Here is a 21830-nt window from a genome sequence, read left to right as displayed (position 1 = left end):
GCGTCCGTCCGGTACACGCCTGCACCATCTTTGCGCGTCCGGCCTGTGCCGTTGAAGAGCTCAGCCGTCGCTGTCGCGACTGATCTGGGCCAACTGGTTGGGGAGATAGACGCTCAAGTAGGACGTGACCGCGAGGACAGCCTCGCTCAGCGCCTCGTCGGTCACGCGATCATGCTCCGAGACCGACAGCGAGAAAAAGACGTCCGCGATCAGCAGCGCCTTGAAGAACAGTACCCGCGAGTCCGCCAGTTCCGGCAGGTTGAATTGCGAGCGGACCGCGATCCAGAGCGCCGTCCCGAACCGATAGTCCTCCTTGCAGGCGGCGTTCTTGATATCGGCTGGGGTGTGCGGCCCGAGCATGAGCTTGCGGGCTGCGGGGTCGCTGTTGAAGGCGGTCTGGTGGTGAACAAGGGACGCCTTGATCAGCTCCTGCCAGCTCGACACGCGCGGCAGGTCAAGGTCCTCGGAGGCCTGCTGGCTGGCGATCGTGCGGGCCAGTTCCTTCCACAAGTCGGAGATGTCGCCAAAGAAATGGTAGGCCGATGACAGCGGAATGCCGGCCGCTTCAGCGACGGCCGACATGCTGATCTTGTCGAGGCTGCCGTGATCCAGCATGCGGCGCGCGGCCGACAGGAGTTCCGCCCGACGGGCACGTCCCCGTGCCTGCATGGATCGCCCCGACGGCTTGTCTGTCGGTTCGAGCGACACTGCGGTGGCAAGCTCTGTCTTCATCCGCCGGTTCACAATCCAGCTGCCCTGTCTGTCCTTGCTCTTTCGCCACTTCATTCGCGCTTGACAACTCAAAAATTCTCCACCTAAACTAAACTCGAAAAAATTCGACTTATGGGGAGGGGATCGAATGCGACTGGGTCTTGCCGCGCTGGCTTTGTCGACGGTCTCCGTTCCCGCATTTGCCCAGGCTTCGCCGCCAGCGCAGGGCGCGGACGAGGATGCGGCGGAAATCGTTGTCACCGCGCAAAAGCGGGCGCAGGGCCTGCAGGACGTCGCGGCTTCGGTGACGGCGCTGGGCGCAAACGCGCTGGCCTCGATCGGTCGCCAGGACGTGACGGCGCTGGCGGGCCAGGTGCCCTCGCTCCAGGTCAACCAGTACAGTCCCACGATCACGATCTTCAACCTGCGCGGCGTCAGCCAGAACGACTTCGCGGACAGCCAGGAGGCCCCGATCGCCTTCTATGCCGACGAAGTCTATGTCTCGGCGTTGGGCGCGATCAGTGGCCAGACCTTTGACCTGCAGCGGGTCGAGGTCCTGCGCGGCCCGCAGGGCACGCTGTTTGGCCGTAACGCCACGGGCGGCCTGATCCAGATCGTCTCGGCGAAGCCGACTCGCGAGCTTGAGGGTTTCATGACCGTGACCGTTGGCAGCTATGGCCAGGTCGCCACCGAGGGGGCCATCAGCGGGCCGCTGGGCGAGCGGGTGCGGGGGCGCCTGTCCTTCACCACCAATCACCATGGCGGCTACATCGACAACCGTATCGGCGCCGACCTCGGGAATTCGAAATTCTACGGGTTTAGGGGGCAATTGGCCTTTGACGTCGGCGACGACGGCGAGCTGACACTCAAGGCCCAGTATTTGCGCAATGACCAGGAGCGCAGCGGCGGCCTCTATTCGCATGTCGCCGCACGCCCCAACGCGGATGGGCTGGGCGTGGCGCTCGGGCGGACCGAGGATTTCTATGGCACGGGGCCGGGCGCCGACCCGTTTGGTTTTGTCGAGCCGGACGATGATCCCTTCACGGGCTCCTACGACCGGATCGGCAGCTTTGACCGCACCGTGGCCAGTGTGTCCGCGCGCTATGTCCATCGTTTCGGTGACATCGAGCTGACCTCGATCACCGACTACCAGAGCCTCGACAAGCGCTATGGCGAAGATACCGACATGTCCCCCAACGGCATCTTCAATTTCGACACCAGCCAGAACCTGAACCAGTTTTCCCAGGAGCTCCGACTTGCCCAGCAGGCTGATCGCTTCAACTGGCTGGCCGGCGCCTATTATCTCTCCATCCGGAGCGACAACGCCTACCTGATCACCTCGCCGTTACAGATCCTTCCACGGCAAGACTACGGCGGCCGGCTCAGCACGGACAACTGGTCGATCTTCGGCCAGTTTGAATACAAGTTGACGGACACGCTGTCCGGGGTGATTGGCGGGCGCTACTCGAACGACGTCAAGACCTACGACTTCTTCCACCAGACAGACCTCGTGCCGGATTTTGCGTTCAACAAGGGCACGAACCCTGACCTTGCGCGGCAGACGTTCCGTGATTGGTCCGGGCGGCTTGAGCTGCACTACAAGCCCAATCGCGACGTGTTGATCTACGGCGGCGTCAACCGGGGCACCAAGAGCGGTGGCTTTGGGACCCAGGCCTTCACGCCGATCAACCCGGCGACCTTGCCGTTCCGCAGCGAGGTCCTTACCAGCTACGAGATGGGCGCGAAGCTGACCCTGTTCGATCGCACGACGAACCTCAACGCGTCCGTCTTCCATTATGATTACGACAGCTACCAGGCCTTCTCGATCATCGCGCTGTCCCAGTTCATCACGAACAACCCGGCCGAGGTCACCGGTGCCGAGTTTGAACTGGTCACGCGTCCCCTGCGTGGCCTGACCCTGCAGGTCTTCGGGACCGTCCTCGACACCAAGGTGAGGGGCATCGTGCTGCCTGGCGGACGTGTCGCGGACCGCGTGTTGCCGCAGGCGCCTGATGTCAGCATTGGCTGGATGGGCCGCTATGAGTTCGACGCCGGCCCCGGCCGCCTCGCGCTGCAAACCGACTGGAAGTACGACAGCGCCCAGTTCTTCTCGACCTTCAACGCGCCAATTGACCGGGAGCGGGCCCGGGTCGTCGGCAATGCCCGGATTGAGTATCGACTGACCAGCGGCATCGAGTTGGCCGTCTTCGCCAACAACATCCTTGATCGCCGCTATCGCATCTACAATCTCGACCTGTCAGGGCCGCTTGGCCTATCCAACCAAGCGTTCGCGCGGCCGCGTTGGCTGGGCGCCAGCGTCTCCTACAGGTTCCAGTGATGAGCCGGTCGGCCTCGCACCGAGGGGGAGGGCCGCGGACCTCGTTCCGGCCCCTGCATCTGGCAAGGCCATGGTCCGGCATGTTGTCGATCGTCTTCCTTGCATTAAACGCCAGTGGGGCCAACGCTCAGGACATAGAAGCTGGCGCGCGGTTGTTCGCTGGCAAGTGCCAGATCTGTCATTCCGTCGACCTTGCCAAGCGGGCAGGTCTGGGGCCAAACCTCGCGGGAGTGGTGGGCCGCGACGCCGCCAGCCTTGCGGGCTTCCCCTATTCCCCGGCAATGGCCAAGTCCCAGATCCGGTGGGATGCCGCCAAGCTCGACGCGTTCCTGGCGGCACCGCAACGCGTGGTGCCCGGTAATCGCATGGCCTTTCCGGGTCTGACCGCGGCGGCCGACCGGGCCCAGGTCATCGCCTTTCTCGCGTCCAAGACACACTCAACCGACCAAAGGTAGCCAATCATGCCTGGCCTTCGCCCGCTCACCCTGGTTGCCGCCTTGCTCCTGGCGGGGTCTGCAACGGCGCAACTCGTGCCCGAAGAGTTGGTCGTGGAAAGCCTGCCGGAGAAGCTTCCGCCCCATTGGGTGTGGGTCAACGACGTTGCGTTCTTCAACATGTCCGATGGCCGCGCCTACCTTATCGATGCCGATACCGGGCGCTTCATGGGCATGGTCAGCGGTGGCTACAGTCACCTCAAACTTGGCATCGATCGCCGCGGTGACCGGTTCGTGGTGCCGGGCACCTACTATTCGCGCGGCACGCGCGGCGAGCGCACCGACGTGCTCACCTTCTACGCGACCAAGAACCTCGAGCCCGGCTCCGAGATCATCCTGCCGCCTAAGAAGTACAGCGGGTTGCCCTTCGTGGGCACATCGAACCTGACCGATGATGGTCGGTTCATGATCATCTACAATTTCACGCCCGAACAGTCGGTCACGGTCGCAGACCTCGAACGCAAGGCCCTGGTCGGCGAGTTCGAGACCCCGGGCTGTGCGCTCATCTACCCGGTCGGACCGCGCCGGTTCATGATGCAGTGTGGCGACGGGTCCATGCAGTTGGCCAATCTGACCGCGGATGGCCGCGTGACCCTTGGCGGCGTGTCGAAGCCCCTGTGGGACCTGGACAATCCGGCGACGGAACGCGCCGTGCGCATCAGCGAAAGCCGCTGGATGTTCTTCACGTTCGACAGCGATGTCATCGTCGTGGACGGCTCGGGCGACCAGCCCAAGGTAGTGGAAAAATGGTCGCTCGTTGGCCCCAAGCCCGATGGCTGGCGCCTCGGAGGTCTGCAGCCCAGTGCCTATCACGCCGCGACTGGCACCTTGTACGCGGTCATGCACCAGGGTGGTCGGGAGACCCGCAAGGACCCGGGTCAACAGGTGTGGGTGTTTGATGTCCGCACGCGCAAGAAGATCCGGCAGATCGACCTTGCCAGTCCGGCTACCTCCATCGCTGTGAGTGAAGACGCCAAGCCGCTGCTCTACGCCGCCCAGTTCGGCGTCCCGTCCCTGCACGTGTACGACGCGTTGAACGGCCAAAAGCTCCGGTCCATTGACCAGCTGGGTCAAACGCTGACGTACATCCAGCCGGCACCGGTTGGGCAATAGGCCATGGCGCTCGACCCCACCCTGCTACTGTCCGTCCGGTTCGGCGCCGCGCTGCTGTTCGCAACGGCAGCCTGGCACAAGGTGGTCGGTTGGCCGCGGATCACCGGCGTGATCGCCGCCTATCGGCTCGCGCCCGAACGCGCCAGCACAGTCATTGCCGCCCTCCTTGTCGGCCTCGAGATCGGCGCGGCGCTGGCGGCAGCGTTGTCGCCCGTCGGTCTTTATGGCGCTGCTGCCCTGTTGCTGCTCTACGCCGGCGCGATTGGCCTCAACATGTGGCGAGGCAACCGCTTCATCGACTGCGGTTGCCTGGGATTTGCCCGGGGGCGCCCGCAACTGAAGCCGGCCATGGTCGTGCGCAACATGGCGCTGGCCGGTGTTGCCCTCGTGGCTGCGACCCAGTCGGCGCAGGCTCGACCCCTGGTCTGGATTGACTATCTCAGCGTTGCCGGATGCCTTTTGTGCGGCGCGCTCATCTACGCAGCCCTCGAGGTCGCCATGGCCTTGCCCGCAAAGGACGCGCGCTCATGATCGATGCCTTGCTGATTGCCGTTGTCCTGCAATGGGTCATTATCGTGGCCCTGTCCCTGGCCATCGTGGCCCTCTTCCGCCAGGTTGGCATGCTGCACGAACGGCTCGGACCAGTCGGTGCGCTGGTCTTGCCGGGCGGGCCCAAGGTCGGTCAGAGCGCGCCCCGCTTCACGCTGCCCGCGCTCGATGGGCAAAGCGTCAGCATCGGTATGCCGGGTGGGCGCCGCTCGACCCTGCTGTTCTTCCTCTCGCCGACGTGTCCCGTCTGCAAGACGCTGATCCCGGTCATCAAGCGCGTGGCCAACGACGAGGCGGACAGGTTGACCGTCGTCCTGGCCAGCGACGGCGACGAGCCCGCCCAGCGGCGCATGATCGAGGAGCAGAAGCTGTTCGAGTTTCCGCTGGTGCTGTCGAGCGAACTTGGCATGGCCTACGGGGTCTCAAAGCTGCCGCATGCCGCTCTCATCGACGCGGACGGCCGGTTGGCCGCCTCGGGCCTCATCAACAACCGCGAGCACCTCGAAAGCCTCCTGACCGCCCAGGACCTGGGCGTTGCCTCCCTGCAGGAGTTCCTTGCCCGCCCGCAGCCCATCAGTGTCGACGCCTGACGAGTGCCGGAGTTCTCACCATGAACCGATTGGATCGCATCGCTGAACGACTGGCCCGCCAGGCCGCCCGGGGGATATCCCGGCGCGGGTTGCTGGCCCGTCTTGGAGGTCTCGCGGCCGCCGCCAGCGTTCCGGCGCTTCCCGTTGCCCGGGCCCAGGCCCAGACCCCGAAACAGCAGCCCGGGGAAAAGGGTGACCCGTCGTCCTGCGACTACTGGCGGTACTGCGCCATCGACGGGTTCCTGTGCTCCTGCTGTGGCGGGTCGGTTTCGACCTGCCCGCCCGGCACCGAGCCTTCGCCGATCACCTGGGTGGGCACATGTCGCAACCCGGTCGATGGCAAGGACTACGTGATTTCCTACAATGACTGCTGCGGCAAGGCTGCCTGCGGCCGGTGCATCTGCAACCGCAACGAGGGCGATACCCCCATTTACCAGCCGCAGGGCGCCAACGATCTTAACTGGTGCCTCGGCACGCAGTCCGGGGTTGTCTACAATTGCTCGACGGCGGTGGTGCTGGGGGCCGCGTCCTGACCATGCGCGCGCCGGTGCTCCTTGCAGCGCTTGTTGGCCTTGTGGCCTTTGTGGCTCCCGTGGCCGCGCAATCGCTGCAGCGCGCACCGCGCATCAACTACATGACCAATTGCCAGGGCTGCCACTTGCCCTCGGGCGAGGGCATGGCCGGCAAGGTCCCTCCCATGCGGGGCCAATTGGCCAACTTCCTGCTGGTCCCAGGCGGCCGGGAATTCCTGGTGCGCGTGCCCGGGGTGGCCAACTCGACGCTCAATGACGCGGATCTCGCTGCATTGATGAACTGGCTGGTGCCGGCCATGGGCCCGGCCCTCCCGCAGCCCTTCAAGCCCTACACGGCCCAGGAAGTGGGCGCGCTGCGCCGCATGCGCCTCCAGGACGTGCGCGCGGCTCGCAACGCGCTGATCCAGAAGATGCCCGCACCGACGCGCATGGCGATGGCGGAGCCACCGACACCGTAGAACCGGCGATTTGCCAAGGAGATGATCGCTCATGGAACGCAGCTTTGCTCTCACCATCGATGGCCAGCAGGTCTCCGCCGCCGACAGTTTCGATGTTCTTGACCCGGCCCTGGGCACGGCCTTTGCCGCGGCCCCGGCCGCGAGCCGCCAGCAGCTGGACGATGCCGTGGCAGCGGCACGCCGCGCCTTTCCCGGCTGGGCCGCCCGCACCCAACAGGAGCGCCAGGCGGCCGTGAACGCCATGGCCGACATCATCGAGGCCCATGCCGGGGACCTGGCGGCCCTCGTCACCCGCGAGCAGGGCAAGCCGCTCGGCGGTCTCGGGTCGAACTGGGAGATTGGCGCCGCCATCGCCTGGGCCCGTCACACGGCCACCCTCGCGCTTCCGGTGGAGGTGATCCAGGCCGATGAGACCGCCAACGTCACCTTGCACCATCGTCCCATCGGCGTGGTGGGGTCGATCACGCCATGGAACTTCCCGATCATGATCGCGATCTGGCACATGATGCCCGCGATCCTCGCCGGCAACACCGTGGTGCTCAAGCCGTCGCCCAAGACACCGCTGGCCACGCTCTGGCTGGGCGAACTGCTGCAAAAGGCGCTGCCGCCCGGTGTGCTCAACGTGCTGTCGGCCCGCGACGAGATCGGGCAGGCGATGGCCGAGCACGAGGGCATCGACAAGATCATCTTCACCGGATCGACCGCGACCGGTCGCAAGGTCATGGCCAGCGGCGCGCGCAACCTGAAGCGCCTGACCCTGGAACTGGGCGGCAATGACGCGGGGATCGTGCTTCCCGATGCCGACGTCGACGCCAACATCGACAAGCTGTTCTGGGGCATCTTCATCAACAACGGCCAGACCTGCGCGGCCCTCAAGCGATTGTATGTGCATGACTCCATCTACGAGGACGTCTGCCAGAAGCTGGTCCGCTATGCCGCCAACATCGTGACCGGAAACGGGCTGGAGGCGACCAGCCACCTTGGTCCGATCCAGAACCCCATGCAGTTCGAGCGCGTGAAGGGGCTGGTGGACCGCGCACGCCAGGAAGGGGCCCGCGTTCTGTGCGGTGGCGAGCCGATGGCCGGGCCGGGCCTGTTCTACCCGGTGACCATCGTGGCGGACGCGACGGAGGGCATGGCTCTTGTCGACGAGGAGCAGTTCGGCCCGGCCATCCCCGTCATCCGCTACCACGATGTCGAGGACGTGATCACCCGCGCCAACGCCAGCGAGAACGGTCTGGGCGGATCCATCTGGTCACGCGACGTGGATGCTGCCCGCCGTCTTGCCGCCAGGCTTGAATGCGGCAGCGTCTGGGTCAACAACCATGGTGCGATCAGGCCCGATGCGCCGTTCGGCGGGGTAAAGCAGTCGGGCATCGGGGTTGAGTTCGCGGCGCTCGGTCTTGCGGAATGCACCACGGTGCAGGTGATCCACGCATGATCGAGACGCTGCACGCGATCGAGCGGGCATCGCTTGACGAGTTGCGGTCGCTGCAGCTCGAACGGCTCAAGTGGTCGGTTCGGCACGCCTATGAAGGCAACCCGCGCTACCGGGCCAAGTTCGATGCCGCCGGTGTCCATCCCGATGACCTGCGGTCCCTCGACGACCTGACGCGCTTCCCGTTCACCACCAAGGCCGACCTCAGGGACGCCTACCCGTTTGACTTCTTCGCGGTGCCCCAGCAGCAGCTGGCCCGTATCCACGCCTCCTCGGGCACAACCGGCAAGCCGGTGGTGGTCGGCTACACCAGGGCTGATATCCAGACGTGGAGCGAAGTGGTGGCGAGGTCCATCCATGCCGCGGGTGGTCGTCCCGGCATGAAGGTGCACGTGGCCTATGGCTACGGCCTCTTCACCGGCGGCCTGGGTGCCCATTACGGGGCCGAAGCGCTTGGCTGCGCCGTCATTCCCATGGGTGGCGGGCAGACCGAGAAGCAGATGCAGATCATCGCCGACTTCCGGCCCGACATCATCATGGTCACGCCGAGCTATCTCCTGGCCATGCTGGACGCTTACACCAAGCAGGGTCTCGATCCGGCGGCCACGTCGCTGCGCATCGGCATCTTCGGGGCCGAGCCCTGGACCGAGGCGATGCGCCGCGAGATCGAAACCGCGTTCGGCATCAGCGCGACCGATATCTATGGCCTGTCCGAGGTGATGGGACCGGGTGTTGCCCAGGAATGCGGCGTTGCCAAGGACGGGCCGACGATCTGGGAAGACCATTTCTACCCGGAAATCATCGATCCCGAGACGGGGGCGGTCCTGCCTGATGGCGCCGAAGGCGAGCTCGTCTTCACCTCGCTGACCAAGCAGGCGATGCCCGTCATCCGCTATCGCACGCGCGACCTGACCCGCCTCTTGCCCGGCAGCGCCCGGCCGATGCGGCGGATGGCCAAGATCACCGGGCGCAGCGACGACATGCTGATCGTCCGCGGCGTCAACGTGTTCCCGAGCCAGATCGAGGAGATCCTGCTGAGCTGCCCGGCCCTGGCACCGCACTACCTGATCGAGCTCAGCCGGCCGGGACGGATGGATGTCGTGGCGCTGGCCGTCGAGCGGCGCGTCGGTGCGGGCGATGACGAGGTGAAGCGCGACCTCGCTGACCTCCAGCACCGGATCAAGTCGCTGATCGGGATCAGCGTGAGCATCGACGCGCGGCCGCCCGGATCCATTCCGCGGTCGGAAGGCAAGGCCAAGAGGGTGATCGACAAACGTCACCTGTGAACAACGTGATGGGGAGACAGGCATGCACAAGATGATCGTTCTCTACCGGGAACCAGCCGATCCGGAACAGTTCCTGCGTCACTACCATGACGTTCACTTGCCGCTGGTGGCCAAGATCCCGGGCCTGGTGCGATCCGAGGTGACACGCCTCAATCGCACGCTCATGGGGGAAAAGTTCTTCCTGATGGCGGAGCTCTATTTCGCCGATGCGGACAGCTTCAAGGCCGCGATGAAGAGCCCCGAGAACGCCGCCACCGGCGCTGACCTCGCCAATTTTGCCGAGGGGCTGGCGACGGTCATGATCGGCGAGACCATCGGTTGAAGCGATGGCCTCGGTCGCTGCCCCCGCCTTTGATGCTCGCCGCGCGATCGAGAAGATCGAACGGCGACTGGGCGCGATCTACGTCTGCCTGACCGACCGGGAGCGGGCCGTGTGCGCGCGCACCATGGTGGGCATGACGGCGGAAGCCATTGCGCTCGACCTCGGCATCTCGATGGCATCCGTGCTGACGTATCGGCGTCGCGCCTATGAGCGCTATCGCGTCACCCACAGCAACCAGTTTTTCCTGGAGATGATCTGATGCGAACGCGCCTGTCCTGTGCCGTGCGTGCGAGCCTGTTGGCGATGACGATTGCGGGCGGGGCCGCCGCCGCCGAGCGACCTGCACCGCAACGCCTGCTCGTCGTCGGCGGTTTGATCCGGACGGAAACGGGTTGGTCGCGCGCCATGGTGGTGGATGGTGGCGTGATTGGGTACCTGGGCGACGAACGGACCGCGCGCCGCCGGGCCGGCCCGCGTGCAGCCGTGCTCGATCTGAAAGGCGCCACGGTCCTGCCGGGCCTGGTGGATTCCCATGTCCACCCGCTGTTTGCCGGCCTCACCGAAATGAACTGCCGCCTGCCCGTGAACGGGACCAGCCCGCAGATCCGCGAGGCGATTCGCCAATGTGTCGCCAAGGCGCCGAAGGGCGAGTGGATCCGGGGCGGCAACTGGGTCGCGGCGAGCTTCGCAGCCGGTGAACAGGGGCGGGCGTTTCTGGACGCGATTGTGCCGGACAATCCCGTTGCCCTTGATGACGAGGCCCTGCACAGCCTGTGGGTGAACAGCCGGGCGCTGCAGCTTGCCGGTATTGATCGCAACACGCCCAATCCGCCTGGTGGCATTATCGAGCGCGACGCGGCCGGTGAGCCCACCGGGCTGCTCCGGGAAAGCGCCACGCGCCTGATCACCAAGGTCGTGCCGCCTGACAGCCTGGAAAGACGGAAAGCCGCCATCAAATGGGCCGCCGACCACATGCTGTCGCAAGGCATCACCGCCTTTACGGTGGCATCCATCCGGGATCCCGACATTGAGCCCTTTGCACAGCTCACTCGTGAAGGACTGGTCAAGCAGCGCATTCGGGGCTGCATCGTCTGGGAAACCCAGGACGGTGACCAGAAGGCAACGGGTGAGCGCCTGATCGCGGCCCGTGCCCAATACGAGACGGATCGCTTCAAGCCCGACTGCGTGAAGATCTTCATGGACGGTGTGCCGACCGAGAGCCACACCGGGGCGATGCTGGCGCCCTACGCGGATCACACCGATGATGATCGGCGTCCGCCCAAGGGACTGCTGTTGCCCAACCTGGCGGAGTTGAACCCGGCGGTGGCCCGCTTCGATCGCATGGGCCTGTCGGTCAAGTTCCACGCGGCCGGCGATGCGGCGGTCCGCGCGGCCATCGATGCCATTGCCTTTGCCCGGAACGCCAACGGTCAGACGGGGCCCATGCACGTGGTTGCCCACAGCACCTTCGTCGATCCGGCGGACACCGACCGTCTCGGCCCCCTGAACGGGGTCTGGGAGTTCTCGCCCTACATCTGGTACCCAACGCCAATTGCGTCGGTCGACATCCTGAAGGCGGTTGGGCCCGAGCGCATGCATCGCTGGATCCCGATTGCCGACATCCTGCGTACCGGCGCATTGGCGGTTGCCGGATCCGACTGGCCGGTTGTGCCGTCCGTGGATCCGTGGCTGGCGCTCGAGACCCTGGTGACCCGCCAGCGGCCGGGTGGCAGCCCTGAGGCGCTCGGGGCTGGACAAGCCATCGACCGCGAGAACGCGCTTCGACTGCTCACCATCAACGGCGCGCGCGCCATGCGCCTCGACCGTGCGGTCGGCACGCTGTCGGTTGGCCGCAAGGCCGACTTCATCGTGACGCGCGAGAACCCGCTCTCATCGCCTGTTCACGACGTCCACAAGACCCGGGTTTGGCTGACATTCATCAATGGCGAGAATGTCTTCCGCCACCCGGAAAGCGCGGCTGTCATCAGTTCAGGGGACAGAGCCCGATAGCCAAGCCTGATAGCAAAATTGTCAACTCGAACCAGCTGTCCGGTTCGGGATCTCTGGGAGGAGAGGGGCTACCATGCGCCACAAGAATTTGCTCGCCACCGTGTCGGTCAGTGCGCTTGCGCTGCTGATCGCTGCACAGCCCGCGTTTGCGCAGGCCGCCACCCAACCGGCGACGGATGTCGCCCAGGACGAAGCGGAAGCCGGCGAAATCATCGTCACCGCGACCCGCCAGAGCCAGAGCATCAACAAGGTTCCGGTCAGCATCAGCGCCTTCTCGCAGGAAAAGCTGGACTCCCGCGGTATCCGCGACTTCACCGACGTCATTCGGCAGACCCCGGGCATCACCTTCGAGCGGTCGAACACGACGACCAATATCTCGATCCGCGGGATCAACTCCGACGTGGGTGCGGCGACGACCGGTATCTACATCGACGACGTGCCGATCCAGATCCGCCAGTTGGGCTATGGCGGTGGCAACGTCTACCCGATTGTCTTCAACCTGGAGCGCATCGAGGTCCTGCGCGGACCGCAGGGCACGCTGTTTGGTGCCGGCTCCATGGGCGGCACCATCCGGTTCATCACGGGGGCTCCGTCGATGGACAAGCTGCAGGTCTATGGCCGCTCCGAGCTTGCCACCACCCAGTATGGTGGCCCCAGCGGCGAAGCCGGGCTTTCGGTCAGCGGTCCCTTGGTTGCCGACAAGCTGGGCTTCGCCGCCAGCGGCTATTATCGCCGGGATGGCGGTTTCGTGGACCGGATCAGCAGCTTCACCGGCAACGTGGTCGACAAGAACGCCAACCGCACCGACACCTACGTCGGTCGACTGGCCGTGACGTGGCAACCGGTGGAGAGCGTGAAGATCACGCCGTCGATCTTCTTCCAGAACATCCGCGCCAACGACAGCGCCGAAACCTGGGAACGCTTTTCGGATTATGATGATGGCGTGTTCCAGAGCGCCAACCAGGTGCGCGAGCAAAGCCGTGACCGGTTTTACCTCGCGTCAATCAACACCACGGTTGACCTGGGTGGCGTCGACCTGATCGCGGTCGGGGCCTATTTCAATCGTCGCCAGAGTTTCGTGCAGGATTACACGACCTTCGACCAGAACCTGTTTACCGGCCAGAACCGCCTCCCGCAGTTCCCGGACCAGCAGGCGCCGTCGGACTTCCTGGTCGCCCAGAAGAACTGGACCGGGGAAGTGCGGCTCCAGTCGACGACCCCCGACAGCCCGCTCAAGTGGGTGGTTGGCGCCTTCTACTCCCACGCCCGGCAGACTTCGCTGCAGTTGGTGACGGACCAGTATCTGCCGGTCTACCTGTTCGGTGCATCGAACCCGGTTCCCGGTTTTGTCGTTTACGACCAGAACGCGGTGACGGTCGACAAGCAGTTCGCGCTGTTCGGCGAAGCGACCTACAACGTGACCGACACGCTCTCGTTGACCGCCGGCCTTCGCTATAGCGACACCGATTTCCGGATCGACAATGTGGCCAGCGGCTTCGTCGTCGGCCCAACCGTGGTCGACACCGGTCGCCAGCAGGAGCGTCCGTTCAATCCGCGCTTCGGCGTCAACTTCCAGGCCACGCCGGACACCCTGATCTACGCGTCGGCCTCGCGGGGCTTCCGCGTCGGCGGCTACAACCCGCAGGTGGGGACGTTCTGCGGGCCACAGCTCAACGCGATCGGCTATCCCAACGGCCGGCCGGCGTTGTTCAACTCGGACTCGGTCTGGAGCTATGAACTCGGCGTGAAGAGCCGCTTTGGCAACGGCCTGGGCAATATCCAGGCCAGCGTGTTCCAGGTCGACTGGTCGAATATCCAGCAGGCGGTTGGCCTCAACTCCTGCGGCTTCCAGTTCACGTCCAACCTTGGCAAGGCGCGCAGCCGCGGCTTTGACGTCCAGTTCGAAATCAAGCCGGTCAACCGCCTGACGCTGCAGGCCGAGTTCGGTTACACGGACGCACAGTTCCTCGAAACCGTCCTTGGCGGGCCGACCGCGCAAGATCCGCTGGTCAGCCGGGGTGACCGCGTTCTGGGTGCGCCATGGACCCTGTCGCTCCATGCCCAGTATGACTTTGACGCCTTCAAGGAACGTGGGGGCTATGTTCGCACGGACTTCGACTACCGGGCCCGGCAGACAAAGCTTCCCGCGTTCCTGAACCCGGCCAACGGCGCCATTGATCCCCAGCTGGAGGTGCCGCCCGCGCTTGCGTTCTGGTCCGCCCGTCTCGGGGTGCGGCCGGGTGACTTTGACGTGTCGGTGTTCGTCAACAACATTCTCAACAAGTCGACATGGACCCGCCGAGAGCGCGCCGGAAACCCGTTCGAATTCTTCCGCCGCGACATCATCCGGCCGAGAACCTTCGGCGTCACTGTCGCCTACCGGTACTGAACGGTCGTCGCTGGGTCGCCGAGCGGTCCATCGGTGGAAAGGAGCTGCACATGACATCCGCTTTCCTGACCAGCACGATGGCCGCCGCTGCGGCGGCCCTTGCCATCCTGGCCGCTTCGCCGGCCGGGGCGGCGGGGCAGGGCGGCACCAGCCGCGAGGCCAGCGTTCTCTTCGTCAACGGCCGGATCTACACCCCGACCGGTTGGCGCAGCGCGATGCGGGTGGAGGGCGAGCGCATCGCGGGCCTTGGCGGTCCCGCCCAGGCGTCGGCCTGGCGGCGCACGGCGAGCCGGGTCATCGACCTGAAAGGCGCGACCGTTCTTCCCGGCCTGTACGACATGCATGTCCATCCGGTGCTGCAGGCCAAGGGCGGAGAGGGGCGCTGCCGGATTCCGCAGGATGCAGACGCCAAGCGCCTGCTCGCGCTTGTCGCCGATTGCGTGAAGGCGGCCAAGCCGGGGGAATGGGTGACGGGCGCGCAATGGCAGGCCTCGCTCCTGGAAGGCACCCCCATAACGGCTGCCACGTTGGACGCGGTGTCGCCGAACAATCCGCTGATGCTGTTTGACGTCAGCGGCCACAGCATCTGGGCCAATTCGAAGGCGCTGGAACTGGCGGGAATCACGGCGGACACGCCCAACCCAGAAGGTGGCATCATCGAGCGGGACGCGGCCGGCAAACCGACCGGGATTCTGCGCGAGACCGCGGGCCGGCTGGTGACGAGCAAGCTGCCGCCCCAACCCCAGGCGGAGACCGCCCGCCGATTGCAGCAGAACCTCGCCATGCTCGCGGGCTACGGCGTGGTCGGGCATGTCGACGCCATGGTCTACCGGGACGACCTCGAGGTCTATGCCTCGCTGGCCGACAAGGCATTGCTGAAGCAGCGCGTGCGTGGCTGCATCGCGTTCTCGGAAGCGGGCCGACCCAACCCGGCGTTTGAGCAGACGTTGGCAGCACGGGGCCGCTACGCACGCCGAAACCTTGATCCCAATTGCATCAAGGTGTTCGCCGACGGCGTGCCGACCGAGAGCCACACGGCCGCAATGCTCGCCCCGTACCAGGCCGGCCAGCCCAACGCGCCGCCCACCGGGCTGCTGCTGTTTGATCCGGCGCAGATGGGCAAGCTGGTCACTGAGTGGGACAAGCAGGGCATTGTCGTGATGTTCCATGCGGCGGGCGACCGGTCGGTGCGCGAGGCGCTCAACGCCATCGAGGCCGCGCGCAAGGCCAACGGCCCCAACGGCCCCATCCATCATGTCGGCCATTCGACGTTCGTCGACGAAGCGGACCTGCCGCGCTTCAAGGCGCTCAACGCCGCGGTGGAGATGTCGCCCTACCTGTGGGATCCCCAGCCGATCAACGACGACATCACCTCGGCTGTCGGCCCACCCCGCATCGACCGGGTCTGGCCGATCAAGGACGTCTTCGCCAATGACGCGCTGGTCATCGCCGGGTCTGACTGGGCCGTGGTGCCGACGCCCGACCCCTGGATCGGGATCGAGACCGCCATCACCCGTCGCAATCCGGGCGGCAGTGAACGCAGCTTTGGGCTGGGCGAGGCCATAACGCTCTCGCAGGCGATCGATATGTTCACAATCAATGCCGCCAAGCACCTCGGCATCGTCAAGCAGGCCGGGTCCATCGAGACCGGCAAGTCCGCCGATTTCCTCATCCTCGATGACAACCCCTTCGATGTGGCGGTCACGAGCCTTCACCTGATCCGGCCCCGCGAGACCTGGATCCGGGGCGAGCGGGTGTTCGCGCGCCGTGCGCCCCAAGGCTCCAAGGAGTGATCGCCCGATGACGCAAACGGCTCTTTTTCAGAACGAGCGCTGCTTCTGGCACTCGACGGGCGTCCAGGCGCTCTACTTTCCCCTGGACCGGTGGGTGCAGCCACCCACCGGTTCCTATGGCGCGGACACGCCGGACTCCAAGCGCCGGGTGCTCAACCTCGTGCAGGCGTCCGGCCTGGTCGACGCCCTGGTCCAGCCCAAGGCCGACCCGGCCACCCGGGACGACCTGCTGCGCATCCATCCGGCCGAATACATCGACCGCTTCAAGGCGACCAGCGACGCCGGCGGCGGTGATCTCGGGCAGTTGGCACCGTTCAGCAAGGGTGGCTTTGAGATCGCCTGCATCTCGGCTGGCCTTGCCATCGCGGCCGTTGATGGGGTGATCAGCGGCCAGTATCGCAACGCCTACGCCCTTTGCCGTCCTGCCGGGCACCACTGCCTTCCCGACATGCCGATGGGCTTCTGCCTCTTGTGCAACATCCCGATCGCGATCGAGGCGGCCCGCGCGCGGCATGGGCTGGGCAAGGTGGCGATCCTCGATTGGGACGTGCATCACGGCAATGGCACGCAGCACGTCTATTACGAGCGGGGCGACACGCTGACCATCTCGATCCACCAGGATCGCTGCTTCCCGCCGGGGTACAGTGGTGCGGACGACCGCGGCGCCGGTGACGGGCTGGGCGCCAACATCAACATCCCGCTGCCGGCCGGCTCCGGCCATGCCACCTACATCCGCGCGATGGAAAGGATCGTGTTGCCCGCTCTCGACGCGTTCCAGCCGGAGCTGATCGTGGTGGCCAGCGGCCTTGATGCCAACGCCGTCGATCCGCTGGCGCGCATGATGCTGCACAGCGAGACCTATCGGGCGATGACCCAGATGGTGATGGGTGCGGCGGACCGGCTGTGCCAGGGCCGTTTGGCGGTCATCCACGAAGGGGGTTATGCCGAGGCCTATGTGCCGTTCTGCGGTCATGCCGTGATCGAAGCGCTGGCCGGTACCACCATGGGCGTCGAAGACCCGGAGCTGGAGATGTTCTCCCTCTGGCAGCCCGGCCCCAGGGCGCAAGCCTTCCAGGACCAATGGGTGGACGATCTTGCCCGGGAGCTGCTGGCATGACGATCAAGGTGCTGTTGCTGACCGCCACGCTCTTGGCCGGCGACCTCGCGCTCGGCCACGCGCCCGTCTTGGCCCAGACTGCCGGCGCGGCGGCCGCGACAGCCGCCCAGCCGGCGCCCTGGCGCGAGAAACTGAAGCTGTTCGCGCAGGCAAGCTTCAAGCACCCGGCGTGGGGCTACAGCCACAGCCTGCGGATCTACAACCTCTCCCTGCAGCTGGCGGCCGCGGACAAGGCGGTTGTGGACGACGACGTCCTGTTCGCGGCCGCGCTTTTGCATGATGCGGCCGCTTTCCCGGCCTACGCGAAAAAGGACGTGGATCACGCCGATCGGGCCGTCGAGTTGGCCGAAGGGCTGCTGCGCGACACCGGCTTTCCGATGGCAAAGCTCCCCAAGGTCCAGGCCGTGATGCGCACCCACATGTTCTTCCGGGAGCCGGCCGGGCCCGAAGCCCTCTATTTCCATGACGCCGACTCCCTTGATTGGCTGGGGGCCATCGGGATTGCCCGGGTCACGGCCACGGTTGACCTGACCGGCACGATCATCGGCGGGGTCCCCGATGGACCGGCCGTGGTTCGGCAACTGCAGGCCTTTCTCCAGGCCGTGCCGCCGCGTATCCTGTCGCCGGCAGGCAAGGCCATGCTGCCGGAACGGCGCGTCTTTCTTGAACGCTACCTGAGCACCCTTGCGGCGCAAACCGATGATTTCAAGACGCTGTAGGCCGATCCTCCTCGCCGCGTTTGCGCTGGCCGGTCTTGGTGCGCCGGCAGCGGCGGCAGACCTCGAAGTGACCGTCCACAAAGGCGGCTTTGCCACCGTCAACTCGTTCATCATCTCGAACGGCAAGACGCTCACGGTCATCGACGTCCAGCGCAAGGGCTACGAGGCCCAGAAGCTGGCCGACCTCGTCCGCGCGCTCAAGTTGCCACTGACCCAGGTGTTCGTCACGCACGGGCATACCGATCATTTCACGGGCATGCACGTGTTCCGGGACCAGTATCCCGCCGCGCGCATCCGGGTCGCGAACGAGGCCATCCGCCGCGACGTGAAGGCCTATGCGGTCTACATGGACCAGGGCGGCGCAACCGAGGCGGAAACGCCCCTGGAGCGGCCCTTGCGGCCCAAGTCGCCCAGCAATCCCGGTGGTTTCGATTACGAGCGGACCATCGGCCTCCTGAAGGGATCAACCCTGCGCTTTGATGGCGGTGGCCAGTGCCAGGTGACCACGGATTATCAGGCCACCGAAGCGCCGCACATGGCCACGCTCTACTGCCCGTCGATCAACGCGCTGTTCCTGGCCGACCTTGCCTACAACAAGGTTCATCCCTGGATGGGCGATGACATCACGCTGGACCGGGTCACGGCGTGGCGGGCCGCACTGGTCAAGATCCGGCAAACCTATGGGGCCCGCAAGCCCATCGTCTATCCGGGGCACGGCGATCCGGGTGGCATCGAGATGCTGGATGCGCAGATCCGCTATTTCGATGACTATCTCGTCATCGTGCGCAGCGCGCGCAGCCGGGAGGAGGCGGCCCGTCGCATAACCGCCCTCTACCCGGACTACGCGGAAGCCGACTTCTTCCTGAAGTACAGCCTCATCAACCACCTCCCGCAGGACCGGCCGTGACCAAGCCCTTTGCCTCATCTGCCGATCTTGCGCCCCGCAAGGAAACCCTCGAAATCCTCGGTGACGGGATTTACGCCTTCACGGCCGAGGGCGACCCCAATGTCGGCGCCATCGAGGGCGAGGACTTCCTGGTGTGCATCGAGGCGCGGGCCACGCCGGCGGCGGCGCGGGACTGGCTGGCCGTGCTGCGGCAACACACGGACAAGCCCGTGCGCTACCTCGTGCTCACTCATTATCACGCCGTGCGCGTGCTGGGCGCAAGCGCGTTTGATGCCGACGTGATCGTCAGCAGCGAGGCAACACGCCAACTTATCGCCGAGCGCGGCCAGCAGGACTGGGCCAGCGAGTTTGGCCGCATGCCGCGCCTGTTCAAGGAGCCCGACGAGATCCCGGGGCTGACCTGGCCGACGCTGACCTTCGAGCAGGCGATGCGGATCGAGCTGGGCGGTCGCCGCGGTCACCTGGACCTTGTCTTCTGTGGTCGTGGCCACACCGCCGGCGACATCGTGGTGTGGCACGAGCGGAGCAAGACGCTGTTTGCCGGCGATCTCGTCGAGGCGCAGGCTGCCCTCTACACGGGCGATGCCTTCCACCGTGAATGGAGCGGCGCCACCCTCGATCGCGTCCAGGCCTTCCGGGCGACGCAGCTGATTGGCGGGCGCGGGGCGGTGGCGAGGGGCCTGGAGGCCTGCGACCAGGCGATTGCGCAGACCCGTGAGTTCCTGCGGGTCATGATCGATCAGACCCAGGCGGTGCGCGACCGCAACGGCAGCCTCAAGGACGCCTTCCTCGCCTGTCACGCGGCGCTGGCGCCCAAGTTCGGCCACTGGCCCATCTTCGAGCATTGCCTGCCCTTTGACGTGAAGCGGCTCTGGGATGAGCTCGATGGCAAGGACTGGCCCGAAATCTGGACCATGGAGCTCGACCGAGCCGTCTGGGCGCAGCTGCAGGACTGAGCGTGATGACCAGCATTCCGGTGTGGCGCGGGATCGGGCAGACCCCCTTGCCAGGCCGGGAGGACCGCGACGTCCCCATCGTGATCGTTGGCGGCGGTCCGGTGGGGCTCGCCCTGGCCATCGACCTTGGCCAGCGGGGGCACAGGGTGGTCGTGCTCAACCGGCTGGACGTTATTGCGGCCGGGTCGAAGGCGATCTGCTACGCCAAGCATTCGCTCGAGTATCTGGACCGGCTGGGCGTTGGGGATGCGGCCGTCGCCCGGGGCGTGACCTGGAACACCGGCAAGGTCTTCTGGAAGGACAAGGCATCGCCCATCTACAGCTTCGACCTCTTGCCCGTCCGGCAGCAGAAGATGCCGGCCTTCATCAATCTCCAGCAGTATCTCCTCGAGGAGATGCTGGTCGAGCGCCTGCACGCGCTGCCCAACGTCGCGCTGCGTTGGGGACATGAGGTCACCGGCATTGCCCCGGGCGGGGACGGTGTCACGCTGACGGTCAACGTTGGCAGCCAGGCGTATACGCAGCGGGCGGCGTGGGTCGTGGCCTGCGATGGCAGCCGCTCAACGATCCGCCAGCGCATGGGGCTGGATTTCGAGGGCCGGGGGTTCGAGGACAATTTCCTGATTGCCGATATCCGGCTGAAGGCCGACCTCCCAAGCGAACGCTGGTTCTGGTTCGATCCGCCCTTCAATCCCGGGCGCACTGCGTTGCTCCACCGCCAGCCCGATGATGTCTGGCGTCTTGATTTCCAGCTTGGTCCCGGCATCGATCGGGCGGCGGCCATCAGGCCCGAGGCCGTCGATCCGCTGGTTTGTGGACTGCTTGGCGCCCACGTCGCGTACGACCGGGTCTGGTATTCGGTCTACGCGTTCCAGTGCCGGCGCATGGCCCGTTTCGTCCATGACCGGGTGCTCTTTGCTGGCGATGCCGCGCACCTGGTCTCGCCCTTTGGGGCGCGCGGCTGCAACGGCGGCTTTGCCGACGTGGCCAACCTGGCCTGGAAGCTCGACCGCGTGGTCGGTGGCACGGCAGGCGGCGCCTTGCTCGAAACCTACAACGACGAGGCCGTGGCCGCGGCGGACGAGAATATCCGGCATTCGACGCGCGCCACCGACTTCATCAGCCCCGGGAGCCCGGGCGCGACCGGTCTGCGCGACGCCGTGCTCGCCCTTGCGGACGACACCGCCTTTGCCCGGGCCATGGTCAACAGCGGCCGCCTGTTCGCGCCCGCCCGGCTGGTTGGCAGCGCCCTGAACACGCCCGACCGGGACGATTGGGGCAGCAAGGGCGTGCCGCCCGGCTGCGCGGCCATCGATGCGCCCTTGGGTTCGGGCTGGCTTCTCGCGCACTGCGGTCAGGGGTTCACGTTGCTGTCCAACGGTCCGTTCGATCCCGGCCTGCCCGATCTGCGATGCCTTGATATTCAGCATGCCACGATTGCCGTTGAGCGCTATGCTTTGCCGGTGGGCGGTGCGGTGCTGGTACGGCCCGATCGCCTCGTGTGCGCGCGTTGGCACGCCGCCACTGCGGCAGATGTGCACCGGGCGGTGGCCACAGCGATGAACCGGGGGCCCTGATGCCGCTTGTCACCGAACCCAACCTGCCCGACCCGGACGCGGTCTTCACCATGCTGACCGCGATGCATGATGGCCTCGATGGCGAGGCCAGCGCCGCGCTCAACGCCCGCCTGCTGCTCATCCTCGCCAACCACATCGGAGATGCCGAGGTGCTCCGGCAAGCGATTGCGCTTGCCCTTCGCCAAGGCCGCTAGCGTCTACTGCCGACCTGAAGGTTCGCCTCCAAAATTGATTTGGCCAGCGGCCCTGAAGGTAACCTCCTGCCCGGAAGCAGCAGGGCCGGAATCCACCATGTCCGGACATTCAGCGGCTATCCAACTGCCGGCGACTATGGGCGCATTATCGACAAATCTCGCGGCAGCAGGAACGTCGGCTTTCGGCCGAGCTGAAAGCTGACGCGAACGGCCAGCATGGGAGCGCGAACCTGACATCCATTGGACTTCCAACCAAACCTGAGCATTGCTGTTCCGGTGAATGCGGCTGCGTCTGAGCCGCTGCCCTGACCGGCTCGATCGGCAGGGCTTTGGGTG

21 protein-coding genes are annotated in these 21830 nt (G+C 65.8%); 20 read left to right on the top strand and 1 reads right to left on the bottom strand.

What is annotated here, in order from left to right; genetic code table 11:
- Window positions 1-60: 60 nt before the first annotated feature.
- On the bottom strand, window positions 61-786 hold the full coding sequence (locus CHU93_RS07575; RefSeq protein ID WP_243375397.1) for a TetR/AcrR family transcriptional regulator: 726 nt from the start codon (window positions 784-786) through the stop codon (window positions 61-63).
- A gap of 73 nt (window positions 787-859) precedes the next feature.
- Between CHU93_RS07575 and CHU93_RS07570 the strand changes: the two genes are divergently transcribed.
- The 20 genes from CHU93_RS07570 (at window position 860) to CHU93_RS07475 (ending at window position 21494) form a co-directional block, all read left to right on the top strand.
- Window positions 860-3049 (top strand): TonB-dependent receptor, encoded by a 2190-nt coding sequence (locus tag CHU93_RS07570; protein ID WP_094473491.1) that lies wholly within the window; start codon window positions 860-862, stop codon window positions 3047-3049.
- Between the two features lie 80 nt (window positions 3050-3129).
- Complete coding sequence (locus CHU93_RS07565; protein WP_165768650.1) at window positions 3130-3504, top strand: c-type cytochrome; 375 nt, start codon at window positions 3130-3132, stop codon at window positions 3502-3504.
- A gap of 6 nt (window positions 3505-3510) precedes the next feature.
- On the top strand, window positions 3511-4656 hold the full coding sequence (locus CHU93_RS07560) for an amine dehydrogenase large subunit (protein ID WP_094473489.1): 1146 nt from the start codon (window positions 3511-3513) through the stop codon (window positions 4654-4656).
- A gap of 3 nt (window positions 4657-4659) precedes the next feature.
- A complete protein-coding gene (locus CHU93_RS07555; RefSeq protein ID WP_094473488.1) occupies window positions 4660-5187 on the top strand; it encodes a MauE/DoxX family redox-associated membrane protein in 528 nt (175 codons plus the stop codon).
- Window positions 5184-5795 (top strand): redoxin family protein, encoded by a 612-nt coding sequence (locus CHU93_RS07550; protein ID WP_094473487.1) that lies wholly within the window; start codon window positions 5184-5186, stop codon window positions 5793-5795. The genes CHU93_RS07555 and CHU93_RS07550 overlap by 4 nt, the downstream gene beginning before the upstream one ends.
- A gap of 20 nt (window positions 5796-5815) precedes the next feature.
- Window positions 5816-6328 carry a methylamine dehydrogenase light chain gene (locus CHU93_RS07545; protein ID WP_094473486.1) on the top strand — a complete coding sequence of 171 codons (513 nt, stop codon included), beginning with the start codon at window positions 5816-5818 and terminating at the stop codon, window positions 6326-6328.
- Between the two features lie 2 nt (window positions 6329-6330).
- A complete protein-coding gene (locus CHU93_RS07540) occupies window positions 6331-6786 on the top strand; it encodes a c-type cytochrome (protein WP_207759249.1) in 456 nt (151 codons plus the stop codon).
- Between the two features lie 31 nt (window positions 6787-6817).
- On the top strand, window positions 6818-8227 hold the full coding sequence (locus CHU93_RS07535; protein WP_094473485.1) for an aldehyde dehydrogenase family protein: 1410 nt from the start codon (window positions 6818-6820) through the stop codon (window positions 8225-8227).
- The gene (paaK, locus tag CHU93_RS07530; protein WP_094473484.1) at window positions 8224-9510 is read left to right on the top strand and encodes a phenylacetate--CoA ligase PaaK; all 1287 of its coding nucleotides are present in this window, start codon (window positions 8224-8226) and stop codon (window positions 9508-9510) included. The genes CHU93_RS07535 and paaK overlap by 4 nt, the downstream gene beginning before the upstream one ends.
- Window positions 9511-9532: 22 nt before the next feature.
- Window positions 9533-9832, top strand: a complete 300-nt coding sequence (locus CHU93_RS07525) for an EthD family reductase (RefSeq protein WP_094473483.1) — start codon at window positions 9533-9535, stop codon at window positions 9830-9832.
- Window positions 9833-9836: 4 nt separating this feature from the next.
- Window positions 9837-10091 carry a LuxR C-terminal-related transcriptional regulator gene (locus tag CHU93_RS07520; RefSeq protein ID WP_094473482.1) on the top strand — a complete coding sequence of 85 codons (255 nt, stop codon included), beginning with the start codon at window positions 9837-9839 and terminating at the stop codon, window positions 10089-10091.
- A complete protein-coding gene (locus CHU93_RS07515) occupies window positions 10091-11842 on the top strand; it encodes an amidohydrolase (protein WP_243375394.1) in 1752 nt (583 codons plus the stop codon). The genes CHU93_RS07520 and CHU93_RS07515 overlap by 1 nt, the downstream gene beginning before the upstream one ends.
- 73 nt (window positions 11843-11915) lie before the next feature.
- Window positions 11916-14231: a TonB-dependent receptor gene (locus CHU93_RS07510; RefSeq protein WP_094473480.1), complete on the top strand. Its 2316-nt coding sequence runs from the start codon at window positions 11916-11918 to the stop codon at window positions 14229-14231.
- 50 nt (window positions 14232-14281) lie between these two features.
- Window positions 14282-16024 (top strand): amidohydrolase, encoded by a 1743-nt coding sequence (locus tag CHU93_RS07505; RefSeq protein ID WP_243375391.1) that lies wholly within the window; start codon window positions 14282-14284, stop codon window positions 16022-16024.
- A 7-nt stretch (window positions 16025-16031) separates the two neighbouring features.
- Window positions 16032-17141 carry a class II histone deacetylase gene (locus tag CHU93_RS07500; protein WP_094473478.1) on the top strand — a complete coding sequence of 370 codons (1110 nt, stop codon included), beginning with the start codon at window positions 16032-16034 and terminating at the stop codon, window positions 17139-17141.
- Window positions 17138-17860, top strand: a complete 723-nt coding sequence (locus tag CHU93_RS07495) for an HD domain-containing protein (protein WP_165768649.1) — start codon at window positions 17138-17140, stop codon at window positions 17858-17860. The genes CHU93_RS07500 and CHU93_RS07495 overlap by 4 nt, the downstream gene beginning before the upstream one ends.
- Window positions 17841-18767 (top strand): MBL fold metallo-hydrolase, encoded by a 927-nt coding sequence (locus tag CHU93_RS07490; RefSeq protein WP_094473476.1) that lies wholly within the window; start codon window positions 17841-17843, stop codon window positions 18765-18767. The genes CHU93_RS07495 and CHU93_RS07490 overlap by 20 nt, the downstream gene beginning before the upstream one ends.
- On the top strand, window positions 18764-19723 hold the full coding sequence (locus tag CHU93_RS07485; RefSeq protein WP_094473475.1) for an MBL fold metallo-hydrolase: 960 nt from the start codon (window positions 18764-18766) through the stop codon (window positions 19721-19723). The genes CHU93_RS07490 and CHU93_RS07485 overlap by 4 nt, the downstream gene beginning before the upstream one ends.
- Window positions 19724-19728: 5 nt before the next feature.
- Entirely contained in the window at window positions 19729-21300 is a 1572-nt protein-coding gene (locus CHU93_RS07480) for an FAD-dependent monooxygenase (RefSeq protein ID WP_094473474.1), read from the top strand.
- A complete protein-coding gene (locus CHU93_RS07475) occupies window positions 21300-21494 on the top strand; it encodes a DUF2783 domain-containing protein (protein ID WP_094473473.1) in 195 nt (64 codons plus the stop codon). The genes CHU93_RS07480 and CHU93_RS07475 overlap by 1 nt, the downstream gene beginning before the upstream one ends.
- The last annotated feature ends 336 nt before the right edge of the window (window positions 21495-21830 follow it).

It is taken from the genome of Sandarakinorhabdus cyanobacteriorum (genome assembly GCF_002251755.1).
GTDB lineage: Bacteria > Pseudomonadota > Alphaproteobacteria > Sphingomonadales > Sphingomonadaceae > Sandarakinorhabdus > Sandarakinorhabdus cyanobacteriorum.
Note: the sequence above shows the minus strand (reverse complement) of the source record. Positions and strands in the feature narration are given on the sequence as shown.